Here is a 21,382-nt window from a genome sequence, read left to right as displayed (position 1 = left end):
AGGAGGAAAAGACACATGAGACATGAGATTATTGATCCGACTCAGTTCGAACTGACTGATAAGGTAGTGTCTATCAAGCGTGTATCTAAGACTGTAAAGGGTGGACGTACCATGCGTTTTACAGCTCTGGTAGTTGTTGGTGACGGCAACGGACACGTGGGCGCCGGACTTGGAAAGGCAACGGAGATTCCGGAGGCGATCCGTAAGGGTAAAGAAGACGCTATGAAGAAACTGATTTATATTGCAATGGATGACAATGCAAGTGTTCCGCATGACTTTATCGGAAAATTCGGAGGTGCTTCCGTACTTCTGAAGAGAGCTCCGCAGGGTACTGGAGTTATCGCTGGTGGTCCGGCACGTAACGTACTGGAGCTTGCTGGTATCAAGAATATCCGTACAAAGTCACTGGGATCTAACAACAAGCAGAACGTTGTTCTTGCAACACTGGAAGCTCTGAAGCAGATGAAATCCCCGGAAGAGGTTGCAAGACTCCGTGGAAAATCTGTAGAAGAGATTTTAGGCTAGGAGGTTTGAACAATGGCAGATACATTGAAAATCACATTAGTAAAATCACCGATCGGTGCGATTCCGAAGCACCGTGCAACAGTGAAGGCTCTTGGTCTTACAAAGATGCACAAGACGGTAGAGATGCCGAACAATGATGCAGTTAAGGGCATGATCGCTCAGGTTTCTCATCTCGTAAAAGTAGAAGAAGCATAATAGATTATTTGGATAAGGAGGTGTCATCATGGATTTATCAAACTTAAAGCCGGCAGCTGGCTCTGTACAGAGTGATAACTTCAGAAGAGGACGCGGACACGGTTCAGGAAACGGCAAGACAGCCGGTAAGGGACATAAAGGTCAGAAAGCACGTTCAGGAGCACCGAGAATCGGCTTCGAAGGTGGACAGATGCCTTTATACAGACGTATTCCGAAGAGAGGCTTCACAAACAGAAACACTCTGGACATCGAAGCTATCAATATCAGCGCACTGGAAGTATTCGACAATGATGCTGACGTTACGATCGAGGCTCTGCTCGAGAAGCGCATCATCAAGAGTGCAAAAGACGGTGTTAAGGTACTCGGAAACGGTACTCTGACAAAGAAGCTTAACGTAAAGGTTAACGCATACAGCGCAAGCGCAAAAGCAAAAATCGAAGAGCTCGGTGGAAAAGCAGAGGTGATCTAATATGTTAGAGACACTGAAGAATGCGTTCAGAATTAAAGATATCCGCAAAAAGCTGTTTTTCACATTTTGCATGATTATCGTGGTTCGACTCGGGTCACAGCTTCCGGTGCCGGGAGTAGACAGAAATTACTTTTCACAGTGGTTTGCACAGCAGTCCAATGATGCACTGAATTTCTTCTCCGCATTCACCGGTGGCTCATTCGAGAGAATGTCAATTTTCGCACTGAGCATTACGCCGTACATTACTTCATCCATTATTATCCAGCTCCTCACGATCGCCATTCCGGCGCTTGAGGAGATGCATAAGGATGGAGAGGACGGACGTAAGAAAATTGCTAGTATCACACGCTACGTCACAGTTGCTCTGGCACTCGTTGAGGGTACTGCCATGACAGTAGGCTTTGGAAAATCCGGATTGATCCCGGATATCACCTTCCTGAAAGGCCTTACCGTAGTCATTGCCCTCACTGCAGGAAGTGCATTCCTGATGTGGCTGGGTGAGAGAATCACAGAGAAGGGAGTCGGAAACGGTATCTCCATCATCCTGATGGTGAACATCCTTTCCAGCGTTCCTTCAGACATTACAGGATTATTTGAGATGTTCGTAAAGGGAAAATCCCTTGCACACGGAGCACTCGCAGTAATCATCATTCTGGGCGTAATCCTTCTTACTGTCGTTTTGGTCATTGTCCTGAACGATGCGCAGAGAAAGATTCCGGTACAGTATGCGAAGAAGATGCAGGGCAGAAAGATGGTCGGCGGTCAGTCTACCTTCATTCCGCTTAAAGTCAACACTGCAGGTGTTATTCCTGTCATCTTCGCTTCCTCGCTGATGTCTATTCCGCAGATCGTCATCGCATTTTCTCATGCGACTCCGAAAGGAGTGTGGGCTACGATCGTCGGAATGCTCAGCCAGAATAACTGGTTTAATTTCAGCCAGCCGATTTATTCAGTAGGTTTGCTTCTTTATATCGCAATGATCATTTTCTTTGCATATTTCTATACTTCTATCACCTTCAATCCGATTGAAGTGGCAGATAATATGAAGAAGCAGGGTGGATTTATCCCAGGCATCCGTCCGGGCAAACCGACTACTGATTACCTGAATAAGGTGCTTGGATACATCATCTTTATCGGTGCTGCAGGACTTATCCTTGTAGTCCTCATTCCGGTATTCTTTAACGGTGTGTTTGGAGCGCAGGTTTCCTTTGGCGGAACCTCTCTTATCATCATCGTTGGTGTTATCCTTGAGACGATCAAGCAGATTGAATCCCAGATGTTAGTTCGTAACTACAAAGGATTCCTGACAGATTAATGATTGCTCCGGCAGACCCTGCCGGATGCAAAATATGTAACGATCCAGGTCACATCGTTACCTAAATATTGGTGTACTTCACTTCTGCTGTAAGATAACCGGCCCGTGGGACGATTATGACGCGGTGGGAGGAGGTGCACTAAAATTTTATAACTATGAAGATATTGAATAGTTCATTCATCAGTGCACATACGAAGGCGGTGTTAAATTATGAAGATAATTATGCTGGGAGCACCAGGTGCCGGCAAAGGCACGCAGGCAAAGATGATTGCCTCAAAATATCAGGTGCCGCATATCTCAACAGGCGATATTTTCCGTGCAAATATTAAAAACGGTACAGAACTCGGCAAAAAAGCGAAGGAATACATGGATCAGGGGCTTCTCGTTCCGGATGAGCTGACCGTAGATCTCGTGATCGACCGCTTGAGCCAGGACGATTGCAGCAGAGGATATATCCTGGACGGATTTCCAAGAACGATCCCGCAGGCACAGGCGCTTGACGGCGCACTTGCAAAACGCGGGGAGAAGATGGACTACGCGATCAATGTAGACGTACCGGATGAGAATATCGTAACAAGAATGTCTGGAAGACGTGCCTGCACAGGCTGCGGGGCAACGTACCATATTGTACACAATCCGTCAAAAAAAGGCGATATCTGTGAAGTATGCGGGGAAACACTGATCCTGCGCGAGGATGATAAGCCTGAGACAGTACACAAGAGACTGAGTGTTTATCACGAGCAGACGCAGCCGCTGATCGATTACTATACGGAACAGGGTATCCTTAAAACCGTGGATGGCACACAGGATATGAATGACGTATTTGCAGCAGTCACAAAGATTCTGGAGGCATAAAAATGGCAGTTACAGTGAAATCGGCAAAAGAGATCGAACTGATGCGCGAAGCCGGGAGACTTCTTGAGATTGTGCACAAGGAGCTGGCAGACGCGATCCGTCCGGGAATATCTACGTATGAGCTGGATAAACTTGGGGAGAAAGTGATACGCAGTTTTGGATGCGAGCCGAACTTCCTGAACTACAACGGATATCCGGCGTCGTTTTGTATCTCAGTAAACGACGAGGTTGTGCACGGGATTCCATATAAAGAAAAAATCCTTCATGAGGGCGATATCGTCAGCATCGATGCAGGGCTGATCTATAAGGGGATGCACTCCGATGCGGCGCGCACATACGGTGTGGGAAAGATCTCTCCGGAGGCGCAGAAGCTGATCGATGTGACAAGGGAATCCTTCTTCCGTGGGATTGAATTTGCCAGAGCAGGACATCGTCTTCACGAAATTTCAGCGGCGATCGGTGACTATGCAGAATCCTTTGGCTACGGCGTAGTAAGAGATCTGGTCGGACACGGGATTGGTCATAAGCTCCATGAAGATCCTCAGATACCAAACTTCCGCCAGAGAAGCCGTGGTATCCGTCTGGTACCGGGCATGACGCTTGCCATTGAACCGATGATCAATGCAGGCCGTGCTGATGTTGAGTGGCTGGATGATGACTGGACAGTAGTGACGGAGGACGGGAGCCTGTCTGCACACTACGAAAACACGATCCTGATCACAGACGGCGAACCGGAAATCCTGACGCTCAGTGCGGACAGCCCAGAGGGAAGAAAGTTTCCGTTCTAGGAGGAAATATATGAAGGAAATGACCGCCGGGATGCTGGCTGTATCAAGAGCCGGACATGACAGGGATACGCTGTATCTGGTTCTTGAAAACGACGGGACATACGTCTGGCTGGCGGACGGAAAAAGGCGTCTTTTAGAGTCGCCGAAAAAAAAGAAATGTAAGCACGTGCAGGTGATCAAGCACCTGCCGGACGAGATCCTTGACCAGATGCAAAGCATTACACTGGACGCACACGTGAGGAAGCTTCTGGCGGATTATCGCAGGCTGCAGGAACAGGGATAACATTTGGGGCAGTGATGCTGTCCGTATTATTGTAGAAATGACAGGAGGTCCATATGTCAAAAGCAGATGTCATTGAAGTAGAGGGTACTGTGCTGGAGAAGCTTCCGAATGCGATGTTTCGCGTAGAGCTTGAGAATAAGCACGTCGTGCTGGCGCATATCAGCGGAAAACTCCGTATGAACTTTATCCGCATTCTTCCGGGAGACAAGGTTACGATCGAGCTTTCCCCGTATGATCTGACAAAGGGTAGAATCATCTGGAGAGATAAATAACACGCACACCCGCAGGATATATTTGCAGCAGTTTGCTGGAGAAGATCCTGCGGGTGTTTTGGTTTCAGAGACGGAATTTTACAGCAACTGGCTCTTGTGTTTTTGAAAAGTTATATTGATTTTTTTATCAGAACTGCATATAATATAAGTGAGCAAAGGAATTTGCTCGATTTAAGTGCGTTGCTACTTTGAGTGCAAACCTTTAATTTAAGTGCTTCACTACTTTGAATGTGAACCTTTAATTTAAGTGTTTCGCAGCTTAAAATGCGAATCGTTAATTTCGGGGAGATAAGTATCTTATCTCCCTGTTTTGTTTATACAACGGAGGATATAAATGGATTTTTACCGCATAAACGAGGAGTATAATAGATTTCTCCAAAGATACGAAAAGGAAAAAAGAGGAGTGACAAAAGTGCCGAATATCCGGTATACAGACCGTAATAAGTTTGCATTTGGTGCTGTTATGCAAGTAAATGGGATGAATGTATTGAAAAACTGGTAATCAAAGATGTCGAGGATGAAAAATACAGACTATTGTTAAATAAAGAATATCAATTTTGTATGAAAAATGCAGAGCGAATTCAGAAGAAGGCTAATAAAATATATGAGATGGTTACATCAAATCGTAAGCAGATTTTAACCGACAATAGCTGTGCGTTCCATATTTTAGAGGATGGGTGCCGGGAATACATAGAGAAATATCTGAGGAATGCTTCGAAGTAATTGTGGTTGCAAAATGCTTGCAAAAGGTCCCGAAATTAGGAAGAATGCATAGAATATCAAGAATGATTATATAAAATATCGAAATATAAAACTTGATTAGACACAATATATAGTTGTCGAAACCGAGTGGGAGTAGGGCATTTTTGTAAGCTTTACTTTGAAATGATCAGAATTGGCAGCGTCCTTTGAACAAGGCGATGGCACAAAACGGATCGCGGCTATCGGGAGAAATACTGTGAAATCCTTTTCAGCCGCTGAATGGGAAGCAGGAGATGCATTTGCAGCAGGTTTTGGAAAAGAGCGGGTGTATATAAAGCGCATTTTGCAAAAGCAGGCTTGCATGGCGATCAATAATAGAGTTTGCTTTTACTGTATGGAGAATTTCAGAGTGTATAAAATACTTTTTAAATGAGTAAATCTAAAGGTATATTGTTTCTCAGAAAAACTTAAAGATATGAAAAGTCAGAGGTTGTCCGTATTTTTGTGACAACCTCTTTCATTGTGACATTTTATTACTCGTTGGCAACAAACGCAAGCCCAAAGGCTCCGGGACCGATGTGTGTACCGATGGTAGCTCCGATCTGCATACGGCCTGCGATGGAAATACCGGTTTTTACAAGCTTCTGCTCGAACCGTTCGGAATTATCGGTGCCGTACGTGTAAATCGAGTAGACCGGGAAGGCTGGATCCGGGGAAAGCTCTGCGACCCGGTTGATCAGGGAAGAGACTGCTTTATTGCGGCCGAGACATTTCCCGACAGCGCCGATCGTGCCATCTTCCAGGAGCGTAATGACTGGCTTGATATTGGCCATTTCCCCGATCAATGATGCTGCCCGTCCAATACGTCCGCCACGGCGCAGATATTCCAGCGTATCAAGCGCTGCGATGACTTTAACGCGCGGCTTCAGACATTCGACAGCCGCAACCACTTCTGCAGCGTTGTCTCCGGCAGCAATGCGGCAAAGCGCGTAGTCAGCCAGAATTTTAATATTAACTGTAGCTGCAAGCGAGTCGATCAGATAGATACCATCATAATCTGCCATGCTTTTGGCAAGAACTGCACTTTGATATGTGCCGCTCAATGCGGAGGAGAGCAGGATACAGATGAGCTCATCGCCGTTTTTCTTTGCCTGTTCAAAACAGGTCAGAAAATCCTGCGGAGATGGCTGTGATGTCTTTGGGATCTCCCGGCCATCCGTGAGTATTTCATAAAATGTATCCCGGTCGAGATTTTTTCCTTCTATATAATTATGCTCCCCGATAGTGATGGAGATGGGGACGAGCTCCAGATTTTTTTGTCTGATTTCTTCCACAGGATAATCAGAGGATGAGTCTACAAGTATTCGGATCATTTATGTACCTCTTTCTTTCATTCTGAAATAAAAAACAGTATTGCCATAATTAGTTCACAAAGTATACTAATTGAAGAAGCGGGATTTGTCAACCTAAAAAGAATGGAAAAAAGCAAATTTCCTCTTGCATTTCCGGGGGAGCTGTACTATAATGACATCTGTACTTTTGTGAGCACGGGTGCAGTGCGCCCATTTATTATGCTCAAAAACAGAACAAAGGTGAAAGGAGGATTAACCATGAAGGTTAGATCATCAGTAAAGCCTATCTGTGAAAAGTGTAAGGTTATCAAGAGAAAGGGAAGCATCCGGATTATCTGTGAGAACCCGAAGCACAAACAGAGACAGGGCTAGGCAACACGCACATCCTGAAACATTGTGCAAAATGAAAACGGCGGAAATGACAGTGGATTGTTACAGTTCACTCGTCATGACAATATAACGATGAAATAAATGAGATCTGGATTTTATTTCGTTGCGATATTGATTTTGATACCGGTCCAGGATTTTGGCAGTATACGATTCTGTGCGAAAACCGCTGTGCACAGGATGAGCATGCCTTGCAAGAACAGTCTGGCGGACGCCATCCGACAGACAGTGCCGATACAGATTCGGTGCGTGTGAGAGGTTCATGGCTTAATGGAACGGAAAGGTCACTTCGGTGGCTGGGCGACGATGTTTGCCCCAATTAGAACCAATAAAAGAAAATGGAGGAACAATTACATGGCTCGTATTGCTGGTGTAGACTTACCAAGAGAAAAACGTGCAGAAATCGGTTTGACTTACATCTACGGTATCGGTAGAACAAGTGCAAGCAAGATTCTGGCTGCAGCGAATGTAAATCCTGATACACGTGTCAGAGATTTGACAGATGAGGAAGTAGGACGTATCCGCGATATTATCGATGAGAATTACATGGTAGAGGGTGACCTCAGAAGAGATACGGCGCTCAACATCAAGAGACTGCAGGAGATCGGATGCTACAGAGGTATCCGTCATAGAAAAGGCCTTCCGGTTCGTGGTCAGAAGACAAAGACCAACGCAAGAACACGTAAGGGTCCGAAGAGAACAGTAGCAAACAAGAAGAAGTAAGCACTCGATAAAACGAGCGAGCAGCGAAGTTGAAATCCTGATGCGTACTTCGTTCGATGACCTTAGCGCTGACAGCCGCAGGCGAAGGCAGAGCTTGGAGAATCGAACCTACCCGTAAATGATAATTAGGAAAACACAGAAAGTAGGTTAGTTTAGATTATGGCAGCTAAAAAAGTTACAAAGAAAGTGACAAAAAAGCGTGTAAAGAAAAACGTTGAACGTGGACAGGCACATATCCAGTCATCCTTCAATAACACGATCGTTACTCTGACGGATGCACAGGGAAATGCTTTATCATGGGCAAGTGCTGGTGGTCTTGGATTTAGAGGTTCAAGGAAATCTACTCCGTATGCAGCACAGATGGCTGCAGAAACTGCTACAAAGGCAGCTTTAGTACATGGTTTGAAGACAGTTGACGTATTCGTAAAGGGACCGGGATCAGGACGCGAGGCAGCGATCCGCGCACTTTCCGCAAACGGTCTTGAGGTAGTAAGTATCCGCGACGTAACGCCGGTACCGCACAACGGATGTCGTCCGCCAAAACGCAGAAGAGTCTAATCAGGGAGGTCTATAGAAATGGCAGTTAACAGAGTTCCAGTTCTTAAAAGATGCAGATCACTTGGTCTTGATCCGGTATATTTAGGAATAGATAAAAAATCAAACAGAGAGTTAAAGCGCGCAAACCGTAAAGTAAGTGAGTACGGTCTGCAGCTGCGCGAAAAGCAGAAAGCAAAATTCATCTACGGTGTGCTGGAGAAGCCGTTCCGTAACTACTACAAGAAAGCCGACAGAATGCCGGGACAGACAGGTAACAACCTGATGATGCTTCTGGAGTGCCGTCTGGACAACGTAGTATTCCGTATGGGTCTTGCAAGAACAAGAAGAGAAGCAAGACAGATCGTTGACCACAAGCATGTTCTTGTAAACGGTAAGCAGGTAAATATTCCGTCTTACATCGTAAAGGCTGGCGATACAATCGAGATCAAAGAGAAGTGCAAAGGTTCTCAGAGATACAAAGACATTCTTGAGGTAACAGGCGGACGCCTTGTACCGGAATGGCTGGATGTTGATACAGAGACACTGAAAGGAACAGTAAAAGAGCTTCCGTCCAGAGAAGTGATCGATGTTCCGGTTAACGAAGTGCTTATCGTCGAGCTGTATTCTAAATAAAATAGTAATCGTTCAGCCATTGTTTTTGGACGAGTTTGCACTCAGATTTTTCTATCCTTGTGCATGGCTGAACTGTTACTTAAAATACACGAAAGCTATGAGCTGTGCCAGCTGGCAGTCAGTCGCAGATGCAGGGAGCTTGCTCAAAAAGCAGATTTTCGCAAATGCTGCCTGGCAGGGCAAATGCCCGGGGCAAGGACGTGCGGCAGCGTAGTCGGGGAAGCACAGCGAGTATAAGAAACCCTCAGAATATCACATTCCCAGTAAGGAGGGGCGAATAGTGTTCGATTTCAACAAACCGAAAATTGAAATAGCAGAAATGTCAGAAGATAAGAGATTTGGAAGATTTGTAGTAGAGCCGCTTGAGCGAGGCTACGGTACAACGCTTGGAAATTCTCTGAGAAGAATCATGCTTTCTTCTCTGCCGGGCGCTGCTGTAAGCCAGGTCAAGATCGATGGCGTACTGCATGAGTTCAGCTCTATCCCTGGCGTAAAAGAAGACGTCACAGAGATTATCATGAATATCAAATCACTGGCGATCAAAAACAACAGTGAGACAAACGAGCCGAAAACTGCGTATATTGAATTCGAAGGCGAAGGCGTAGTGACGGCGGGAGATATTCAGGCAGATCAGGATATTGAGATCATGAATCCGGATCTGGTGATCGCGACATTAAATGGCGGCGCAGACAGTAAGCTTTATATGGAGCTTACGATCACAAAGGGCCGCGGCTATGTCAGCGCTGAAAAAGGCAAGACAGAGGATATGCCGATCGGCGTGATCGCTGTAGATGCGATCTATACTCCGGTTGAGCGTGTGAATATTACTGTTGAGAATACGCGTGTAGGACAGATTACGGATTATGATAAGCTGACACTGGATGTATACACAAATGCAACGCTGGAGCCGGATGAGGCAGTCAGTCTTGCAGCAAAGGTGCTGAGCGCACATCTGGGGCTTTTCATCGACCTCTCTGAAAATGCAAAATCAGCAGAAGTTATGATTGAAAAAGAGGATAACGAGAAAGAAAAGGTTCTCGAGATGAACATCGACGAGCTGGAGCTTTCCGTACGTTCCTTCAACTGCCTGAAGCGCGCAGGTATCAATACAGTAGAAGAGCTTTGCAACAGAACATCTGAGGATATGATGAAGGTCCGCAACCTCGGACGCAAATCCCTGGAAGAGGTTCTTGGCAAGCTGAAAGAGCTTGGGTTATCACTGAATCCGAGCGACGAGTAAGGACATACGGGCGAAGCGGGATGTCCGATACTTCTCGACAGGCGAAGCGGTTGAGAAGCCAGCCGCTTTTCCGGATGGAGAGGAGCGGCGTATATACACGATGGACAAGACAGCGTGTAGTCAGTAAAATCCGAAGAGTGTGGCTATGCGTTCCAGAATGGAGGAAATATTATAATGGCAGGATATAGAAAACTGAGCAGAACAGCAGACCAGAGAAAGGCTCTGCTCCGCAATCAGGTAACAGCTCTGATCTACAGAGGAAAGATCGTTACTACAGAGTCTAAGGCGAAAGAAGTTCGCAAGATCGCAGAAGGTCTTATCGCACTCGCAGTAAAAGAGAGAGACAACTATGAGACAGTTACCGTTACAGCAAAGGTTGCCCGCAAGGACAAAGACGGTAAGAGAGTCAAAGAAGTAGTAGACGGAAAGAAAGTTACCGTATACGATGAGGTTCAGAAGGAGATCAAAAAGGATAAGCCGAGCAGACTGCACGCACGTCGTCAGATGCTGAAGGTTCTTTATCCGGTAAAAGAGGTTCCGGCTGAGGCAGCAGGAAAGAAGAAAAATACAAAAGAGATCGACCTGACAGCAAAGCTGTTCGATGAGATCGCACCGAAGTATGCAGACCGTAACGGTGGTTACACAAGAATCGTAAAGATTGGTCAGCGTAAAGGTGACGCAGCGATGGAAGTAGTTCTTGAGCTGGTTTAATTAGAAAAGTTCTGAATATAAAAAGCAGATTCCGTAGGGAGTCTGCTTTTTTTGTAAAGTTAGTTTTGTGTGTCAATATACATAATAATATTCTGAGAGTAATCTCCATAAGATTTCCCGAAAATATTGATTCCACCGGTGTGTATAGCATCTTCCTTGATTGCGATTTTAAAAGAAATATAAGGCATGGTAGGGAGGCTAAGAGAGTCGATGGTAATGTTGTCAGTTATTAATATGCCGTCTAAAGAGACTCCTTTATCACTTACTCCGATTGTTTTAAGCAGTCCGTATTGTGTGTTTCCGTCGGTCCACCAGGCGGGGGTCAGCTTGCCATGTCGTCCGCCAAAATCTCCTGGAGAGGTATAAGTTAGAAGCTCAACATCATTAATAAAGAATGTGATATCCGAAGGCCATACATTGCGATATCCGGGTGCTTCTGAGCAAATTTCCAGGCTGAATGAAAGAAAGGTTGGCTTTGAATCAATCAGGAAATGGTTGGGAAAACGATATTCGATAAATCCCTTATGGAACCAGATTAATTGGGCGGAGATACGGCGTGGTGAATAAAAGGCTCGAACATCGTCACAAGATTCAATATAAGTATTTTCGTCGACCATCCCACAGGTAGGATGGATTTTAAAATCAAAATAGTTACCTATTGGCATGTCCACAGAAAATGAACGAGAAGGCGTTTGCTGTGAAGCGGTATTTATGGCTATGTGAATATCCTGTGCTCTGGAGCTGCATACTTTTTGAGATCCACGGACGCCAGGGAGGATTTCGGCGGTAATCAGTCCGGCTTCTTCTAGAAGGTTTACATGAAAAGCGGCAGAAGATACAGGGATTTGTAATGCCTGCGCAAGTTCTATAATATTTAAAGAGTCATTTTTAAGAAGATAGAGCATTTTCAAGCGCACGGGAGAGGAAAGTGCCTTTCCGATAATCTCGAGTGGTCTATAGTGGTTGGGGTCATCCAGGGTTAGAGCGATGTGTCGATTGATTTTTCCTGAGTTTATTGTTTCTGTAGCGTTCATGAGAAGCCTCCGCGGATGAAAATAGCATTGTTGTTAATTTCAAAATGTATTGTATCATACCAAAATAGAAAAATCAATTTATTATAATAATACTGTAATAAATAAATGGATCGAAACAATAAAACTGTACAAAATATATAAAAAAGTAAATAAAAACAATAAGAATATTGACAAAATATACAAAATATATTATAGTGATTATACAGTAAAAGTGAAATAAAGAGAGGAAGAAATATGACAAAGTATTATCGGGAAAATTATCCCAGACCACAATTTGTTCGAGATTCCTATCTTGATTTAAACGGTGAATGGAATTTTCGTTTTGATGATCAAAAAGTAGGAACTGCCTCTGGCTGGCAGAATGGTTTTGAGGATAAAAAAATAATGGTTCCTTTTTCCTATGAGACTATAAAGAGCGGTATTGGCTGTTTGGAACCTCATGAAACTATATGGTATAGCAAGAATGTTAATTTTGCAAGTCTTTGCGCACAGGGAAAAAATGTAATTTTAAATTTTGAAGGCGTTGATTATAAGACAGAGATTTGGGTAAATGGCGTATTTGCCGGCAGTCACGAAGGAGGATATACAAGATTTTCATTTGATATTTCGGACTTTTTGAAAGAGGGAGACAACATTCTGGTATTGCGGGTGAGTGATAGTCTTTCTACTATACAGCCTCGAGGTAAGCAGCGCTGGTTAAAAAACAATTACGATTGTTGGTATGTGCAGACTACAGGTATTTGGAAAAGTGTATGGGCAGAGGCTGTCAGTAAGACATACTTAGAACATTTGCATATAATTCCAAGGTATGATGAAAATGCTGTAGATTTGGAGTATCGCATCTTTTGTACTTCCAGTGATGATACGGTAGAGGTGGAAACAATCATCAGTTATAAGGAGGAACTGGTATGTAGTCAGAAAGAAGTGCTTGTGAAAGACAGCTATTCCAGACGCTTTTCACTTGAAAACGATAATGTGAAATGGAAAGTGAAGTATTGGTGCCCGAAGTCCCCGCATTTGTATGATGTATGTGTGAGAATTTATAAGAATGGGATACTGGTTGATGAGGTGGGAAGCTATTTTGGCCTTAGAAAGGTATCTGCCCGAGGATGTAGGATTCAGATTAATAATATGGATTATTATTTGAGAATGATCCTAGATCAGGGATATTGGAAGGATTCAGGAATGACACCTCCTGATGAGGCGGCAATCCGAAAAAATATTGATGAGATTCTTGCATATGGATATAACGGAGTCAGAAAACATCAGAAAATTGAAGACGAACGTTTTTATTACTGGGCTGATGTAAAAGGGGTCCTGGTTTGGTGTGAAGCGCCATCTTTTTATGAACTAAACAATGCTGCAATCGTTAAGGTAACCTCGGAGTGGATAAATATTGTAACGCAGCATTACAATCATCCGTCTATTATAACTTGGGTGCCGTTTAATGAATCCTGGGGGATTCCGCGTGTCATTAAAGACAGCAAGGCGCAGAATTTTACAGAATCGCTTTATTACATAACAAAGGCATTGGATGATACGCGACCTGTAATTAGCAATGATGGCTGGGAGCATACAAAGTCAGATATTATTACGTTGCATGATTATGCGTCAGATGGAGTGCAGTTAAAACGAAACTGGAGGTATCCAGAAGAAAATCTGGCCAATCGAAGAGCTTTTAATGGAGAAAGATATGCATTTGCAGAAGGGTATCAGTATGAAGGACAGCCATTAATGCTTAGTGAGTTTGGTGGAATCGCATATGGAAACAACGAAAATGGTTGGGGATACGGGGCTGAGGAACAGAATGAGGAGGGATATTTGAAACGTTTAGAGAGTCTGATTGATACTGTTTTGGAAATGGGACAGTTTTGCGGTTTCTGTATGACCCAATTGACAGATGTTGAACAGGAACAAAACGGTCATATGTATATGGATCATTCGGATAAAATTGCCCCGGAAAAGGTTGCACGGATCATCAGAAAGCTGGAATGATGGAGCGCGAGGCGCTTATCAGATAAAACTATATAATCATAGGAGGAAAAGACATGAAAAGAAAGATACTTGCAGTTGTATTAGCAGCAGCTATGGTATTACCGATGGCGACACACGTATGTGCAGAAGAAAGCGCAGAAAAGACAGTTATCACATTTTGGAATGGATTTACTGGCTCTGATAAAGAAACGCTGGAGGCTTTGGTAAATGAGTATAATGAAACAAATGACAAAAACATTGAGGTTGAGATGACAATCATGCCATGGGATAGTCTTTATCAGAAGCTTGCCACAGTACTCCCGGTAGGGGAAGGGCCGGACATTTTGGCAATGGCAACAGAGCGGATTGGCACATATGCGGAGCCAGGAGCATTTGTGCCAATAGATGATGTATATGAAGCAGGCATTGTTGATGAATCTGTTATTCCGGAAACATTGAGAGAAAACTTGAAATATGATGGAACGTATTACGGTGTTCCAATGAATTTTGCGACACTGCTCTTGTATTATAATAAGACAATTTTTGAAGAAGCAGGGCTGGATCCGGAAGCGCCGCCAACTACATGGGAGGAATTGGAACAGTATGCACAGCAGATTGTGGATAATACAGATAAATATGGTTTTGATATGGCAGTAAAGGATACTACACCGATGTGGTGTATTATGCTCTGGGGAAATGGTGGTGACATTATTAAAGATGGTAAAGCAGTATTTAATAGTCCAGAGAATGTGGAGACAATCACGAGATGGGCAGAGAATATCAGAGATAAGAAGTTTGGTCCAGAGGTATTGACTGGTGGAGAAATTGATAAACTATTTGAAAGTCAGAAGCTAGGAATGTATTTCTGTGGTCCATGGGCAACGAACGGATTTACGGATGCAGGAATTGATTATGGGGTAGCACAGGCACCAGCAGGGCCGCAGGAACAGATTACACAGGCAAATGGTGTGGGTATGTATCTGACTTCTTCCAGCAAGCAAAAGGAAGCAGTTTATGATTTCTTCGGATGGTGGAATTCGAAAGATACACAGGTAAAGTGGAGCCTTGGAACAGGATTCCCGCCAGCAAGAACAGACATTGCTGACGACGAGAGACTGGCGGAGAACCTATATATTGCAGAATTTGCTAAGTCGGCAAATGAAAGCAAGATGTATTTGCAGCAGCTGACAAATTTTGCTGAAGTAGATACGCAGGCGATTGTTCCGGCATTTGAGAAGATATTACTTGAGAATGCAGATGTACAAGAAACATTAGATGAGGCCAATGCAGTTATTGAGAGCCTGATTCAGTAGTAGTAAAAAATTAACAGACAGTGAGAGGAATGGGGGAACATAAAAGCGTCCCCCACTCCTAAATTTAAGGGCAGATTACGTATTACTGGAGGAAGATTATGAAGAAAAGAGTTACACTGGAAAAAAAGCGAGAACGGGCAGGATTGCTATTTGTGGCACCATCTATGATTATTTTTACGGTGTTCGTATTTGTTCCTCTGATCATAGCGGTTGTTTTTAGCTTTTTGAAGTTTGACATGATGTTTAATCACATTGAATTTCAGAAATTTGATCATTATATAAAACTCGTTCAGGACAAGCGTTTTTGGAACGCTTTGTTTAATACGTTGTACTATACAGTGTTTTCTGTGCCGCTACTGATTGGACTGGCACTGGGCGCAGCTGTGCTGGTAAAACGAAAAGGCTGGTTTTCAAGTATTTGCAAATCCGTATTTTTTTTACCGGCAATATGTTCTATGACGGTGGTGTCAATTGTCTGGAGCTTTCTGGTTAACCCGGATGTGGGAATGTTTAGTTATTGGCTTACCTTATTTGGTTTTGAGCCGGTCAATGTATTAAATAGTCCGACATTAGCTATGCCAGCAGTAATTTTGGTGGGAGTTTGGAAAAATTTTGGGTTTAATATGGTTATTTTGCTGGCGGGACTAAATGGTATTGATGAATCTTATTATGAAGCGGCGAAACTTGACGGTGCGACTAGCTGGCAGCAGTTCAAACGTATTACGGTTCCGATGCTAATGCCTACACTTAGTTTTACCATTGTGAATGCTATCATAGGGTCATTTCAGGTATTCGATCAGGTGTACGTTATGACGAAGGGCGGTCCTTTGTTTAAGACACAGACTTTGGTGCAGTTGATTTATAGTACAGCGTTTGATTCTTTCAATATGGGTTATGCATCTGCGATTGCTGTGGCATTATTCCTGATCACATTTGTTGCTTCTGTATTGACGTTTAAACGAATGACAAAAGGCGAAGAAGATTTGGCATAAGAGGAGGAGTTAAAATGAAGACAGGACATACCGGGAAAAGGGTAGGCTGGTTGCTCAGAATTTTGGTGCTGGGAATTTTATTGTTTGTTGTATTATATCCGTTTCTTTGGATGGTGGTAACTTCTTTTAAGGCAGAGGCTGATATTGTTGCTTTTCCTCCAAAACTTTTTTCTGGACATTTTGGGCTGCAATCATATATTGATATTTGGAAAAGAATCCCCTTTATGGATTACTATAAGAATACTATTATTTTTGCAACTTCAGTAACGTGTGTTTCCTTATTGTTTGATACTATGGCGGGATACGCTTTCGCCAGAATGAAATTTCCAGGCAAAAATATTATGTTTTTACTTGTAATGGGAACTATGATGATACCATTTCAGGTAATTATGATTCCTCTGTTTGTAGAGATTTTTAAATTGAATCTGACAAATACATATCTTGGATTACTGCTTCCAAGAGCAACAAATGCTTTTGGTATCTTTATGATGCGTTCGTTTTTTATATCACTTCCAAAAGGTCTGGAGGATGCAGGGCGGATTGATGGAGCCGGTGAGTTCCGTATTTTTGCTAAAATTATGGTTCCGTTATGCAAGCCGGCCATTGTTTCTTTGTTTATCTTTCACTTTATGTATCAGTGGAATGACCTTCTGTATCCATTGATATTGACTACTGATGAAAGTATGAAAACACTGCCGGCGGGATTGGCAACGTTTATGGGAACTCATGTTGTGGAGTATGGCGTGATTATGGCAGGTGCATGTTTGTCGCTTCTTCCAATCTTGCTTGCATATCTTTTTGCTCAAAAGCAGTTTGTGCAGGGAATAGCGATGACAGGAATGAAAGGATGATAATATGAAGAAGGCAAAGCTGAAAGTGAAAAAAACAAGTTTGAGACAGGCAAACCCATTGATCTTCGGCCATTTTATTGAATTTATGAGAGATTGTATTGACGATGGAATGTGGGCAGAGCTTTTAAAGAACAGAGGATTTGACAGAAGAAAGAAGATACCGCAGGGAGTTGTTGACGGAAATCCGAACATTGCAGAAGGTTGGTATCGTACAGGGTATAATAATTCCTTTGACATAACCTTGGATCAAAATCCTTCTCTGGCAAAGGATGGATTGTCGCAGAAACTTATGTGTTACAATGATTATGATGGTTATGTCGGTGTCGCGCAGGGCAATTTGTTCTTAAAAAAAGAAACGTACAACGGCCATATATGGGCGAAGTCAGAAGATACGGCGCAAATTCAGATAAGTGTAAAAGATGGGGATGGCTATAGCTATCACAGTGTTAGATTTGTAGCAGGGCAGCAATGGCAGCGGTTTGACTTTGAATTTGAGGCGGGACGGCCGACTACAAATGGCATTTTTGAAATTCGATTACTGGGAGAAGGAACGGTGTGGCTCGATGGAGCATCGTTGATGCCTGCAAATACCAAACATGGAATTTGGCCGCAGGTTTATGAACATATAAGAATGCTGTGTCCTCCAGTTATTCGTTTTCCGGGCGGTTGCTTTGCAGATTGCTATCATTGGATGGATGGAGTAGGGGAAAGGGATCAGCGACCGTATCGTCATAACCGTCATTGGGGCGGCTATGAAGATAATAGTTTTGGCACGGATGAATATATGGAATTTTGCAAAGCAGTCGGCTGTGAACCAATGATTTGCGTGAATTTTGGAAGCGGCACTGCTCAGGAGGCGGCAGCATGGGTTGAATATTGCAATGGCGCATCAGATACACAGTATGGGCAGATGCGAGCAGAAAACGGACATCCGGAACCCTATAATATCAAATACTGGGATATTGGAAATGAGACATTTGGAGATTGGGAGATCGGTCATTGCAATGCTCTAGAGTATGCAGAAAAATATCAAGAATTTTACCATGCCATGAAAGAGAAGGATGATAGCATTGTGTTTATGGCCTGTGCGGGAGATGGAGACAGTCGCTCTCAGGATTGGAATAAGACAGTTAGTGCAGTCTTAGGGACTCAGCTTGATGTTTTGTGCTTACATATGTATACATTAAAGGCTATGGAAAAACGGCATGTAGATAATAGAGATATTTACTATGCAGTGACAGGATCGGTAGTAAAATATGAAGAAATATTAAATGAGACCTTTGATATTGTAACAGCTTCAAATTCCCGCGCAAAGCTTGCTGTCACAGAGTATAACCTTGGAACGTTGATTGATTCTTTTCGCGAGCAAACGCTGGAAGCGGCGATATTCAATGCAGGAATGCTGAATATGTTTTTGAGAAATACAGATAAACTTAAAATGTGTAATATTTCAGACTTAGTGAATGGCTGGCCAGGTGGAATTATCGTGAGTAAAAATGGAACTGCATATGGTACAGCAAGCTATTATGTCATGAAGCTTTATGCAGAAAGCAGAATTTCTCAAATTATAGATTCTTGTGTAAGCTGTGAGTCATATGATACAGAAATACAGATTGGAAATATAGAACCATTGCAAGATGTGCCGTATGCAGACATTGTTGTCTGCCTAGATGACCAGGGGAATAGGATTCTTTTTGTAGTCAATCGGTCCTTAGAAGAAGAGCTTGTGCTTCAGACTGAATTTGAGGCACATGAAGCAGAGATTACTGAAATTACATCGAAAAAGGTGTCAGACAGGAATAGTATAGAACAAATGAATATAGTACCTGTGGTAAGGAAAGAATTTGCTGAAAAGGGAGAAATTCATTTTGCTCCACACTCGGTTAATCGTGTGCGTATATAATAAAAAGGAGATCAACTCACCAAATTTACAAAACCAGACAATTAAAATTGACGTTAGTACACCTCTGATGGTATAATGAAAAGAACTCTTGGCGCGGTTTTGCGCTTTGCGGGATATTTATTTTATATCATATTATTATACAGTGGAGGTATACATATGAAGAAATTAGTAGTTACTGACAAGACAGCGTGTATGGCATGTCTGAGCTGTGTGGAGGCATGTTCACAGGCTTTTTACAAGGAGTTTGATCCGGCGAAGTCCTGTATTCAGATTGTTTCCAAGACAGGTACGGATGCGACAGTAAAGACATGTATCCAGTGTGGAAAATGTGCAAGAAACTGTGAGGCGGGCGCGATCAAGCAGAATGCCAAGGGTGTATACGTAGTAGACAAGAAGCTGTGTACAGGCTGTGGTAAGTGTGTTGAAGTCTGTCCGATGGGCGTGATGGTAAAGGCGGAGACCTCTCCGGTAGCATCAAAATGTATTTCCTGCGGTATTTGTGCGAAGGCATGTCCGATGGGAATCCTGGAAGTGCAGGAAAAATAAAGGAGACAAAATGAATTATACGATAAAAAATGAGTTTCTGACCGTAGAAGTCAGCGATGAGGGTGCGCAGCTGCAGTCGATCAGGGGTGCTGACGGCACAGAGTACCTCTGGCAGGCAGATCCGGCATACTGGAAAGACAAGGCGCCGAATCTGTTCCCGTATATTGCGCGTATGACAGATGGAAAGTATACGGTAAACGGAAAAGAGTACGAGATGAACATCCACGGCTTTGTAAAATATATGACATTGACCGCGGAGAAGCAGGAGTGTGATGCGATCACGTTCCGCCTTGACAGCTGTGAGGAGACGAAGGCGCATTATCCGTTTGAGTTTACTTACAGGATCACATACCGCCTGGACAAAAACCGTCTGCTTACGACGAACAGCGTAGAAAACAGGGGCGCAGAGAAGATGTATTTTGCGATCGGCGGGCATCCGGGATTTAATGTTCCCATGGAAGAAGGGCTTTCCTTTGAGGATTATTATCTTGAGTTTTCTCACCCGGCACGTCCGAATCGGATCGGATTTACGGATAAGTGTTTCCTGACCAGCCATGATGATATCTATCCGCTGGCAGATGACAGGAGACTTCCTCTTAGGCATGAGATGTTTGCGCAGGATGCGATCGTGCTGAAAAATGCGGCGCGCAGTGTGAAGATCGCAAGTGATAAGGGCAAGAAGAGTATTACAGTAGATTATCCGGATTTTCAGTATATCGGTTTCTGGCATAAACCGAACTGCGATGCGCCATACGTGTGTGTGGAGCCGTGGAGTGCTTTGCCGTCCCGTGACGGGATTGTTGAGGAGCTTACGCAGCAGGCAGACCTTACCCGTCTGGATGCAGGCAGGAGCTATGAGACAACCTGGGTGATCACGGTAGAATAGGCAGATCCTGACTCTTATCAGGAGGAAAGAAAAGGCCGGAGATTTCTGGAAAAGAGAAGAAAAGAGGGATAATGCAGGGCATATGCGATATGCACATTGCCGGCATTATCCCTTTTTAATGGTACAGGAAGGTTCTCACTTTCCTGTATCAGCGGTTTCCTGATTTCTCCGGTTCCGGATAATCAACGCCGAACGTATCTACGGTCATAGAGGCGATCTTCTGTGTCTCGAGCGGCCGGTCGCGGAAATCTGTTGCCGTCTCAGCGATCTTATTGACAATATCCATTCCCTCTGTCACCTTTCCGAATGCGGCATATGCGCCGTCCAGATGCGGGGATGTCTTGTGCATGATGAAGAACTGGCTTCCGGCAGAGTCTGGATGCATGGCGCGTGCCATAGAGAGGACGCCCTCTGTGTGCTTCAGATCATTTTTGAACCCATTCTGTGAAAATTCTCCTGGGATGGTATATCCAGGGCCTCCCATACCAGTGCCGTCCGGGCATCCGCCCTGGATCATGAAGCCGTTGATCACCCGGTGGAAGATCAGTCCGTTATAAAAGCCCTTGTGGATCAGGCTGATGAAATTATTCACAGAGTTGGGAGCGATCTGCGGATAGAGCTCAGCCTTGATGATATTGCCGTTTTCCATAGTTATAGTAACGATTGGATTTTGTGCCATAGTTGTAGTCCTTTCTGTATTGGATTTTCCTGTTAAAATGATGCCGTCCTTATTATAATCGTTTCGGGAAAAGAAGGCAAGTATTTGAAAAACAGGAAAGACAGCAAAGAAGGGGGAAAAACCGTGGGGAAGATGTGGAAAAGCCGGACCGGATCGGGCAGGGCGGTGGATGAAAGTGCCGGAAAGAGGCAGCAGATGAGAAATGGAGGGATGTAAA

At 43.8% G+C, this 21,382-nt stretch carries 25 protein-coding genes and 1 pseudogene; 23 read left to right on the top strand and 3 right to left on the bottom strand.

The window, feature by feature from the left end; all coding sequences use genetic code 11:
• Positions 1-15 precede the first annotated feature (15 nt).
• From rpsE to QOX44_RS18260, 9 genes and pseudogenes are all read left to right on the top strand, one after another.
• A complete protein-coding gene (gene rpsE / locus QOX44_RS14480; RefSeq protein ID WP_176850149.1) occupies positions 16-525 on the top strand; it encodes a 30S ribosomal protein S5 in 510 nt (169 codons plus the stop codon).
• A gap of 12 nt (positions 526-537) precedes the next feature.
• Positions 538-720 (top strand): 50S ribosomal protein L30, encoded by a 183-nt coding sequence (rpmD, locus tag QOX44_RS14475; RefSeq protein ID WP_176850147.1) that lies wholly within the window; start codon positions 538-540, stop codon positions 718-720.
• 28 nt (positions 721-748) lie between these two features.
• Positions 749-1,189, top strand: coding sequence for a 50S ribosomal protein L15 (gene rplO / locus QOX44_RS14470; protein ID WP_283684102.1), 441 nt, complete (start codon positions 749-751; stop codon positions 1,187-1,189).
• Between the two features lies 1 nt (position 1,190).
• Positions 1,191-2,504, top strand: coding sequence for a preprotein translocase subunit SecY (gene secY, locus QOX44_RS14465; protein WP_283684100.1), 1,314 nt, complete (start codon positions 1,191-1,193; stop codon positions 2,502-2,504).
• 210 nt (positions 2,505-2,714) lie between these two features.
• Positions 2,715-3,359 carry an adenylate kinase gene (locus QOX44_RS14460; protein ID WP_283684098.1) on the top strand — a complete coding sequence of 215 codons (645 nt, stop codon included), beginning with the start codon at positions 2,715-2,717 and terminating at the stop codon, positions 3,357-3,359.
• A gap of 2 nt (positions 3,360-3,361) precedes the next feature.
• Positions 3,362-4,147, top strand: coding sequence for a type I methionyl aminopeptidase (map, locus tag QOX44_RS14455; RefSeq protein ID WP_283684096.1), 786 nt, complete (start codon positions 3,362-3,364; stop codon positions 4,145-4,147).
• Between the two features lie 10 nt (positions 4,148-4,157).
• Complete coding sequence (locus QOX44_RS14450; RefSeq protein WP_283684094.1) at positions 4,158-4,430, top strand: KOW domain-containing RNA-binding protein; 273 nt, start codon at positions 4,158-4,160, stop codon at positions 4,428-4,430.
• 53 nt (positions 4,431-4,483) lie between these two features.
• Positions 4,484-4,702: a translation initiation factor IF-1 gene (infA, locus tag QOX44_RS14445; RefSeq protein ID WP_087222625.1), complete on the top strand. Its 219-nt coding sequence runs from the start codon at positions 4,484-4,486 to the stop codon at positions 4,700-4,702.
• Positions 4,703-5,036: 334 nt separating this feature from the next.
• Positions 5,037-5,425: pseudogene (locus QOX44_RS18260) on the top strand (type III toxin-antitoxin system ToxN/AbiQ family toxin).
• A gap of 512 nt (positions 5,426-5,937) precedes the next feature.
• Here QOX44_RS18260 and QOX44_RS14435 read toward each other — a convergent pair.
• Positions 5,938-6,777 carry a DegV family protein gene (locus QOX44_RS14435; RefSeq protein WP_283684090.1) on the bottom strand — a complete coding sequence of 280 codons (840 nt, stop codon included), beginning with the start codon at positions 6,775-6,777 and terminating at the stop codon, positions 5,938-5,940.
• 237 nt (positions 6,778-7,014) lie between these two features.
• Here QOX44_RS14435 and rpmJ point away from each other — a divergent pair, with 237 nt between their 5' ends.
• The 6 genes from rpmJ (at position 7,015) to QOX44_RS14405 (ending at position 10,987) form a co-directional block, all read left to right on the top strand.
• Positions 7,015-7,128 (top strand): 50S ribosomal protein L36, encoded by a 114-nt coding sequence (gene rpmJ / locus QOX44_RS14430; protein ID WP_003022746.1) that lies wholly within the window; start codon positions 7,015-7,017, stop codon positions 7,126-7,128.
• A 369-nt stretch (positions 7,129-7,497) separates the two neighbouring features.
• Positions 7,498-7,866: a 30S ribosomal protein S13 gene (gene rpsM, locus QOX44_RS14425; protein ID WP_283684066.1), complete on the top strand. Its 369-nt coding sequence runs from the start codon at positions 7,498-7,500 to the stop codon at positions 7,864-7,866.
• A gap of 159 nt (positions 7,867-8,025) precedes the next feature.
• Positions 8,026-8,424 carry a 30S ribosomal protein S11 gene (rpsK, locus tag QOX44_RS14420; RefSeq protein ID WP_176850133.1) on the top strand — a complete coding sequence of 133 codons (399 nt, stop codon included), beginning with the start codon at positions 8,026-8,028 and terminating at the stop codon, positions 8,422-8,424.
• 18 nt (positions 8,425-8,442) lie between these two features.
• Positions 8,443-9,036, top strand: coding sequence for a 30S ribosomal protein S4 (gene rpsD / locus QOX44_RS14415; RefSeq protein WP_283684064.1), 594 nt, complete (start codon positions 8,443-8,445; stop codon positions 9,034-9,036).
• Positions 9,037-9,316: 280 nt separating this feature from the next.
• Positions 9,317-10,276 (top strand): DNA-directed RNA polymerase subunit alpha, encoded by a 960-nt coding sequence (locus QOX44_RS14410; RefSeq protein ID WP_283684062.1) that lies wholly within the window; start codon positions 9,317-9,319, stop codon positions 10,274-10,276.
• Positions 10,277-10,450: 174 nt separating this feature from the next.
• Positions 10,451-10,987, top strand: coding sequence for a bL17 family ribosomal protein (locus tag QOX44_RS14405; RefSeq protein WP_176850124.1), 537 nt, complete (start codon positions 10,451-10,453; stop codon positions 10,985-10,987).
• Between the two features lie 59 nt (positions 10,988-11,046).
• Here the strand turns inward: QOX44_RS14405 and QOX44_RS14400 are convergent, their stop codons facing one another.
• Positions 11,047-12,021, bottom strand: coding sequence for an ArsR/SmtB family transcription factor (locus QOX44_RS14400; protein WP_283684058.1), 975 nt, complete (start codon positions 12,019-12,021; stop codon positions 11,047-11,049).
• 234 nt (positions 12,022-12,255) lie between these two features.
• Here QOX44_RS14400 and QOX44_RS14395 point away from each other — a divergent pair, with 234 nt between their 5' ends.
• From QOX44_RS14395 to QOX44_RS14365, 7 genes are all read left to right on the top strand, one after another.
• Entirely contained in the window at positions 12,256-14,016 is a 1,761-nt protein-coding gene (locus QOX44_RS14395; RefSeq protein WP_283684056.1) for a glycoside hydrolase family 2 protein, read from the top strand.
• Between the two features lie 53 nt (positions 14,017-14,069).
• Positions 14,070-15,308 (top strand): ABC transporter substrate-binding protein, encoded by a 1,239-nt coding sequence (locus QOX44_RS14390; RefSeq protein ID WP_283684054.1) that lies wholly within the window; start codon positions 14,070-14,072, stop codon positions 15,306-15,308.
• Between the two features lie 98 nt (positions 15,309-15,406).
• Positions 15,407-16,300, top strand: a complete 894-nt coding sequence (locus QOX44_RS14385) for a carbohydrate ABC transporter permease (RefSeq protein WP_283684053.1) — start codon at positions 15,407-15,409, stop codon at positions 16,298-16,300.
• A gap of 14 nt (positions 16,301-16,314) precedes the next feature.
• Positions 16,315-17,151: a carbohydrate ABC transporter permease gene (locus QOX44_RS14380; protein ID WP_283684051.1), complete on the top strand. Its 837-nt coding sequence runs from the start codon at positions 16,315-16,317 to the stop codon at positions 17,149-17,151.
• Positions 17,152-17,440: 289 nt separating this feature from the next.
• On the top strand, positions 17,441-19,054 hold the full coding sequence (locus QOX44_RS14375) for an alpha-L-arabinofuranosidase C-terminal domain-containing protein (RefSeq protein ID WP_283684050.1): 1,614 nt from the start codon (positions 17,441-17,443) through the stop codon (positions 19,052-19,054).
• A 156-nt stretch (positions 19,055-19,210) separates the two neighbouring features.
• Complete coding sequence (locus QOX44_RS14370) at positions 19,211-19,600, top strand: 4Fe-4S binding protein (protein WP_283684048.1); 390 nt, start codon at positions 19,211-19,213, stop codon at positions 19,598-19,600.
• A gap of 10 nt (positions 19,601-19,610) precedes the next feature.
• On the top strand, positions 19,611-20,486 hold the full coding sequence (locus QOX44_RS14365; protein WP_283684047.1) for an aldose 1-epimerase family protein: 876 nt from the start codon (positions 19,611-19,613) through the stop codon (positions 20,484-20,486).
• A gap of 148 nt (positions 20,487-20,634) precedes the next feature.
• Here the strand turns inward: QOX44_RS14365 and QOX44_RS14360 are convergent, their stop codons facing one another.
• Positions 20,635-21,165, bottom strand: a complete 531-nt coding sequence (locus QOX44_RS14360; RefSeq protein ID WP_283684045.1) for a peptidylprolyl isomerase — start codon at positions 21,163-21,165, stop codon at positions 20,635-20,637.
• Positions 21,166-21,249: 84 nt separating this feature from the next.
• On the opposite strand from QOX44_RS14360, the gene QOX44_RS14355 reads away from it, so the two are divergent.
• Complete coding sequence (locus tag QOX44_RS14355; RefSeq protein ID WP_283684043.1) at positions 21,250-21,381, top strand: hypothetical protein; 132 nt, start codon at positions 21,250-21,252, stop codon at positions 21,379-21,381.
• The last annotated feature ends 1 nt before the right edge of the window (position 21,382 follow it).

The sequence above is a fragment of the Parablautia sp. Marseille-Q6255 genome, assembly GCF_951230155.1.
In the GTDB taxonomy this organism is placed as follows: Bacteria; Bacillota; Clostridia; order Lachnospirales; family Lachnospiraceae; genus Choladousia.
This window is presented reverse-complemented; position numbering and strand designations above follow the sequence as displayed.

Coding starts and splice junctions, on each gene's coding strand:
- rpsE (WP_176850149.1), top strand. CDS start 16: ATGAGACATGAGATTATTGATCCGACTCAGTTCGAACTGACTGATAAG.
- rpmD (WP_176850147.1), top strand. CDS start 538: ATGGCAGATACATTGAAAATCACATTAGTAAAATCACCGATCGGTGCG.
- rplO (WP_283684102.1), top strand. CDS start 749: ATGGATTTATCAAACTTAAAGCCGGCAGCTGGCTCTGTACAGAGTGAT.
- secY (WP_283684100.1), top strand. CDS start 1,191: ATGTTAGAGACACTGAAGAATGCGTTCAGAATTAAAGATATCCGCAAA.
- QOX44_RS14460 (WP_283684098.1), top strand. CDS start 2,715: ATGAAGATAATTATGCTGGGAGCACCAGGTGCCGGCAAAGGCACGCAG.
- map (WP_283684096.1), top strand. CDS start 3,362: ATGGCAGTTACAGTGAAATCGGCAAAAGAGATCGAACTGATGCGCGAA.
- QOX44_RS14450 (WP_283684094.1), top strand. CDS start 4,158: ATGAAGGAAATGACCGCCGGGATGCTGGCTGTATCAAGAGCCGGACAT.
- infA (WP_087222625.1), top strand. CDS start 4,484: ATGTCAAAAGCAGATGTCATTGAAGTAGAGGGTACTGTGCTGGAGAAG.
- QOX44_RS14435 (WP_283684090.1), bottom strand. CDS start 6,777: ATGATCCGAATACTTGTAGACTCATCCTCTGATTATCCTGTGGAAGAA.
- rpmJ (WP_003022746.1), top strand. CDS start 7,015: ATGAAGGTTAGATCATCAGTAAAGCCTATCTGTGAAAAGTGTAAGGTT.
- rpsM (WP_283684066.1), top strand. CDS start 7,498: ATGGCTCGTATTGCTGGTGTAGACTTACCAAGAGAAAAACGTGCAGAA.
- rpsK (WP_176850133.1), top strand. CDS start 8,026: ATGGCAGCTAAAAAAGTTACAAAGAAAGTGACAAAAAAGCGTGTAAAG.
- rpsD (WP_283684064.1), top strand. CDS start 8,443: ATGGCAGTTAACAGAGTTCCAGTTCTTAAAAGATGCAGATCACTTGGT.
- QOX44_RS14405 (WP_176850124.1), top strand. CDS start 10,451: ATGGCAGGATATAGAAAACTGAGCAGAACAGCAGACCAGAGAAAGGCT.
- QOX44_RS14400 (WP_283684058.1), bottom strand. CDS start 12,021: ATGAACGCTACAGAAACAATAAACTCAGGAAAAATCAATCGACACATC.
- QOX44_RS14395 (WP_283684056.1), top strand. CDS start 12,256: ATGACAAAGTATTATCGGGAAAATTATCCCAGACCACAATTTGTTCGA.
- QOX44_RS14390 (WP_283684054.1), top strand. CDS start 14,070: ATGAAAAGAAAGATACTTGCAGTTGTATTAGCAGCAGCTATGGTATTA.
- QOX44_RS14385 (WP_283684053.1), top strand. CDS start 15,407: ATGAAGAAAAGAGTTACACTGGAAAAAAAGCGAGAACGGGCAGGATTG.
- QOX44_RS14380 (WP_283684051.1), top strand. CDS start 16,315: ATGAAGACAGGACATACCGGGAAAAGGGTAGGCTGGTTGCTCAGAATT.
- QOX44_RS14375 (WP_283684050.1), top strand. CDS start 17,441: ATGTGTTACAATGATTATGATGGTTATGTCGGTGTCGCGCAGGGCAAT.
- QOX44_RS14370 (WP_283684048.1), top strand. CDS start 19,211: ATGAAGAAATTAGTAGTTACTGACAAGACAGCGTGTATGGCATGTCTG.
- QOX44_RS14365 (WP_283684047.1), top strand. CDS start 19,611: ATGAATTATACGATAAAAAATGAGTTTCTGACCGTAGAAGTCAGCGAT.
- QOX44_RS14360 (WP_283684045.1), bottom strand. CDS start 21,165: ATGGCACAAAATCCAATCGTTACTATAACTATGGAAAACGGCAATATC.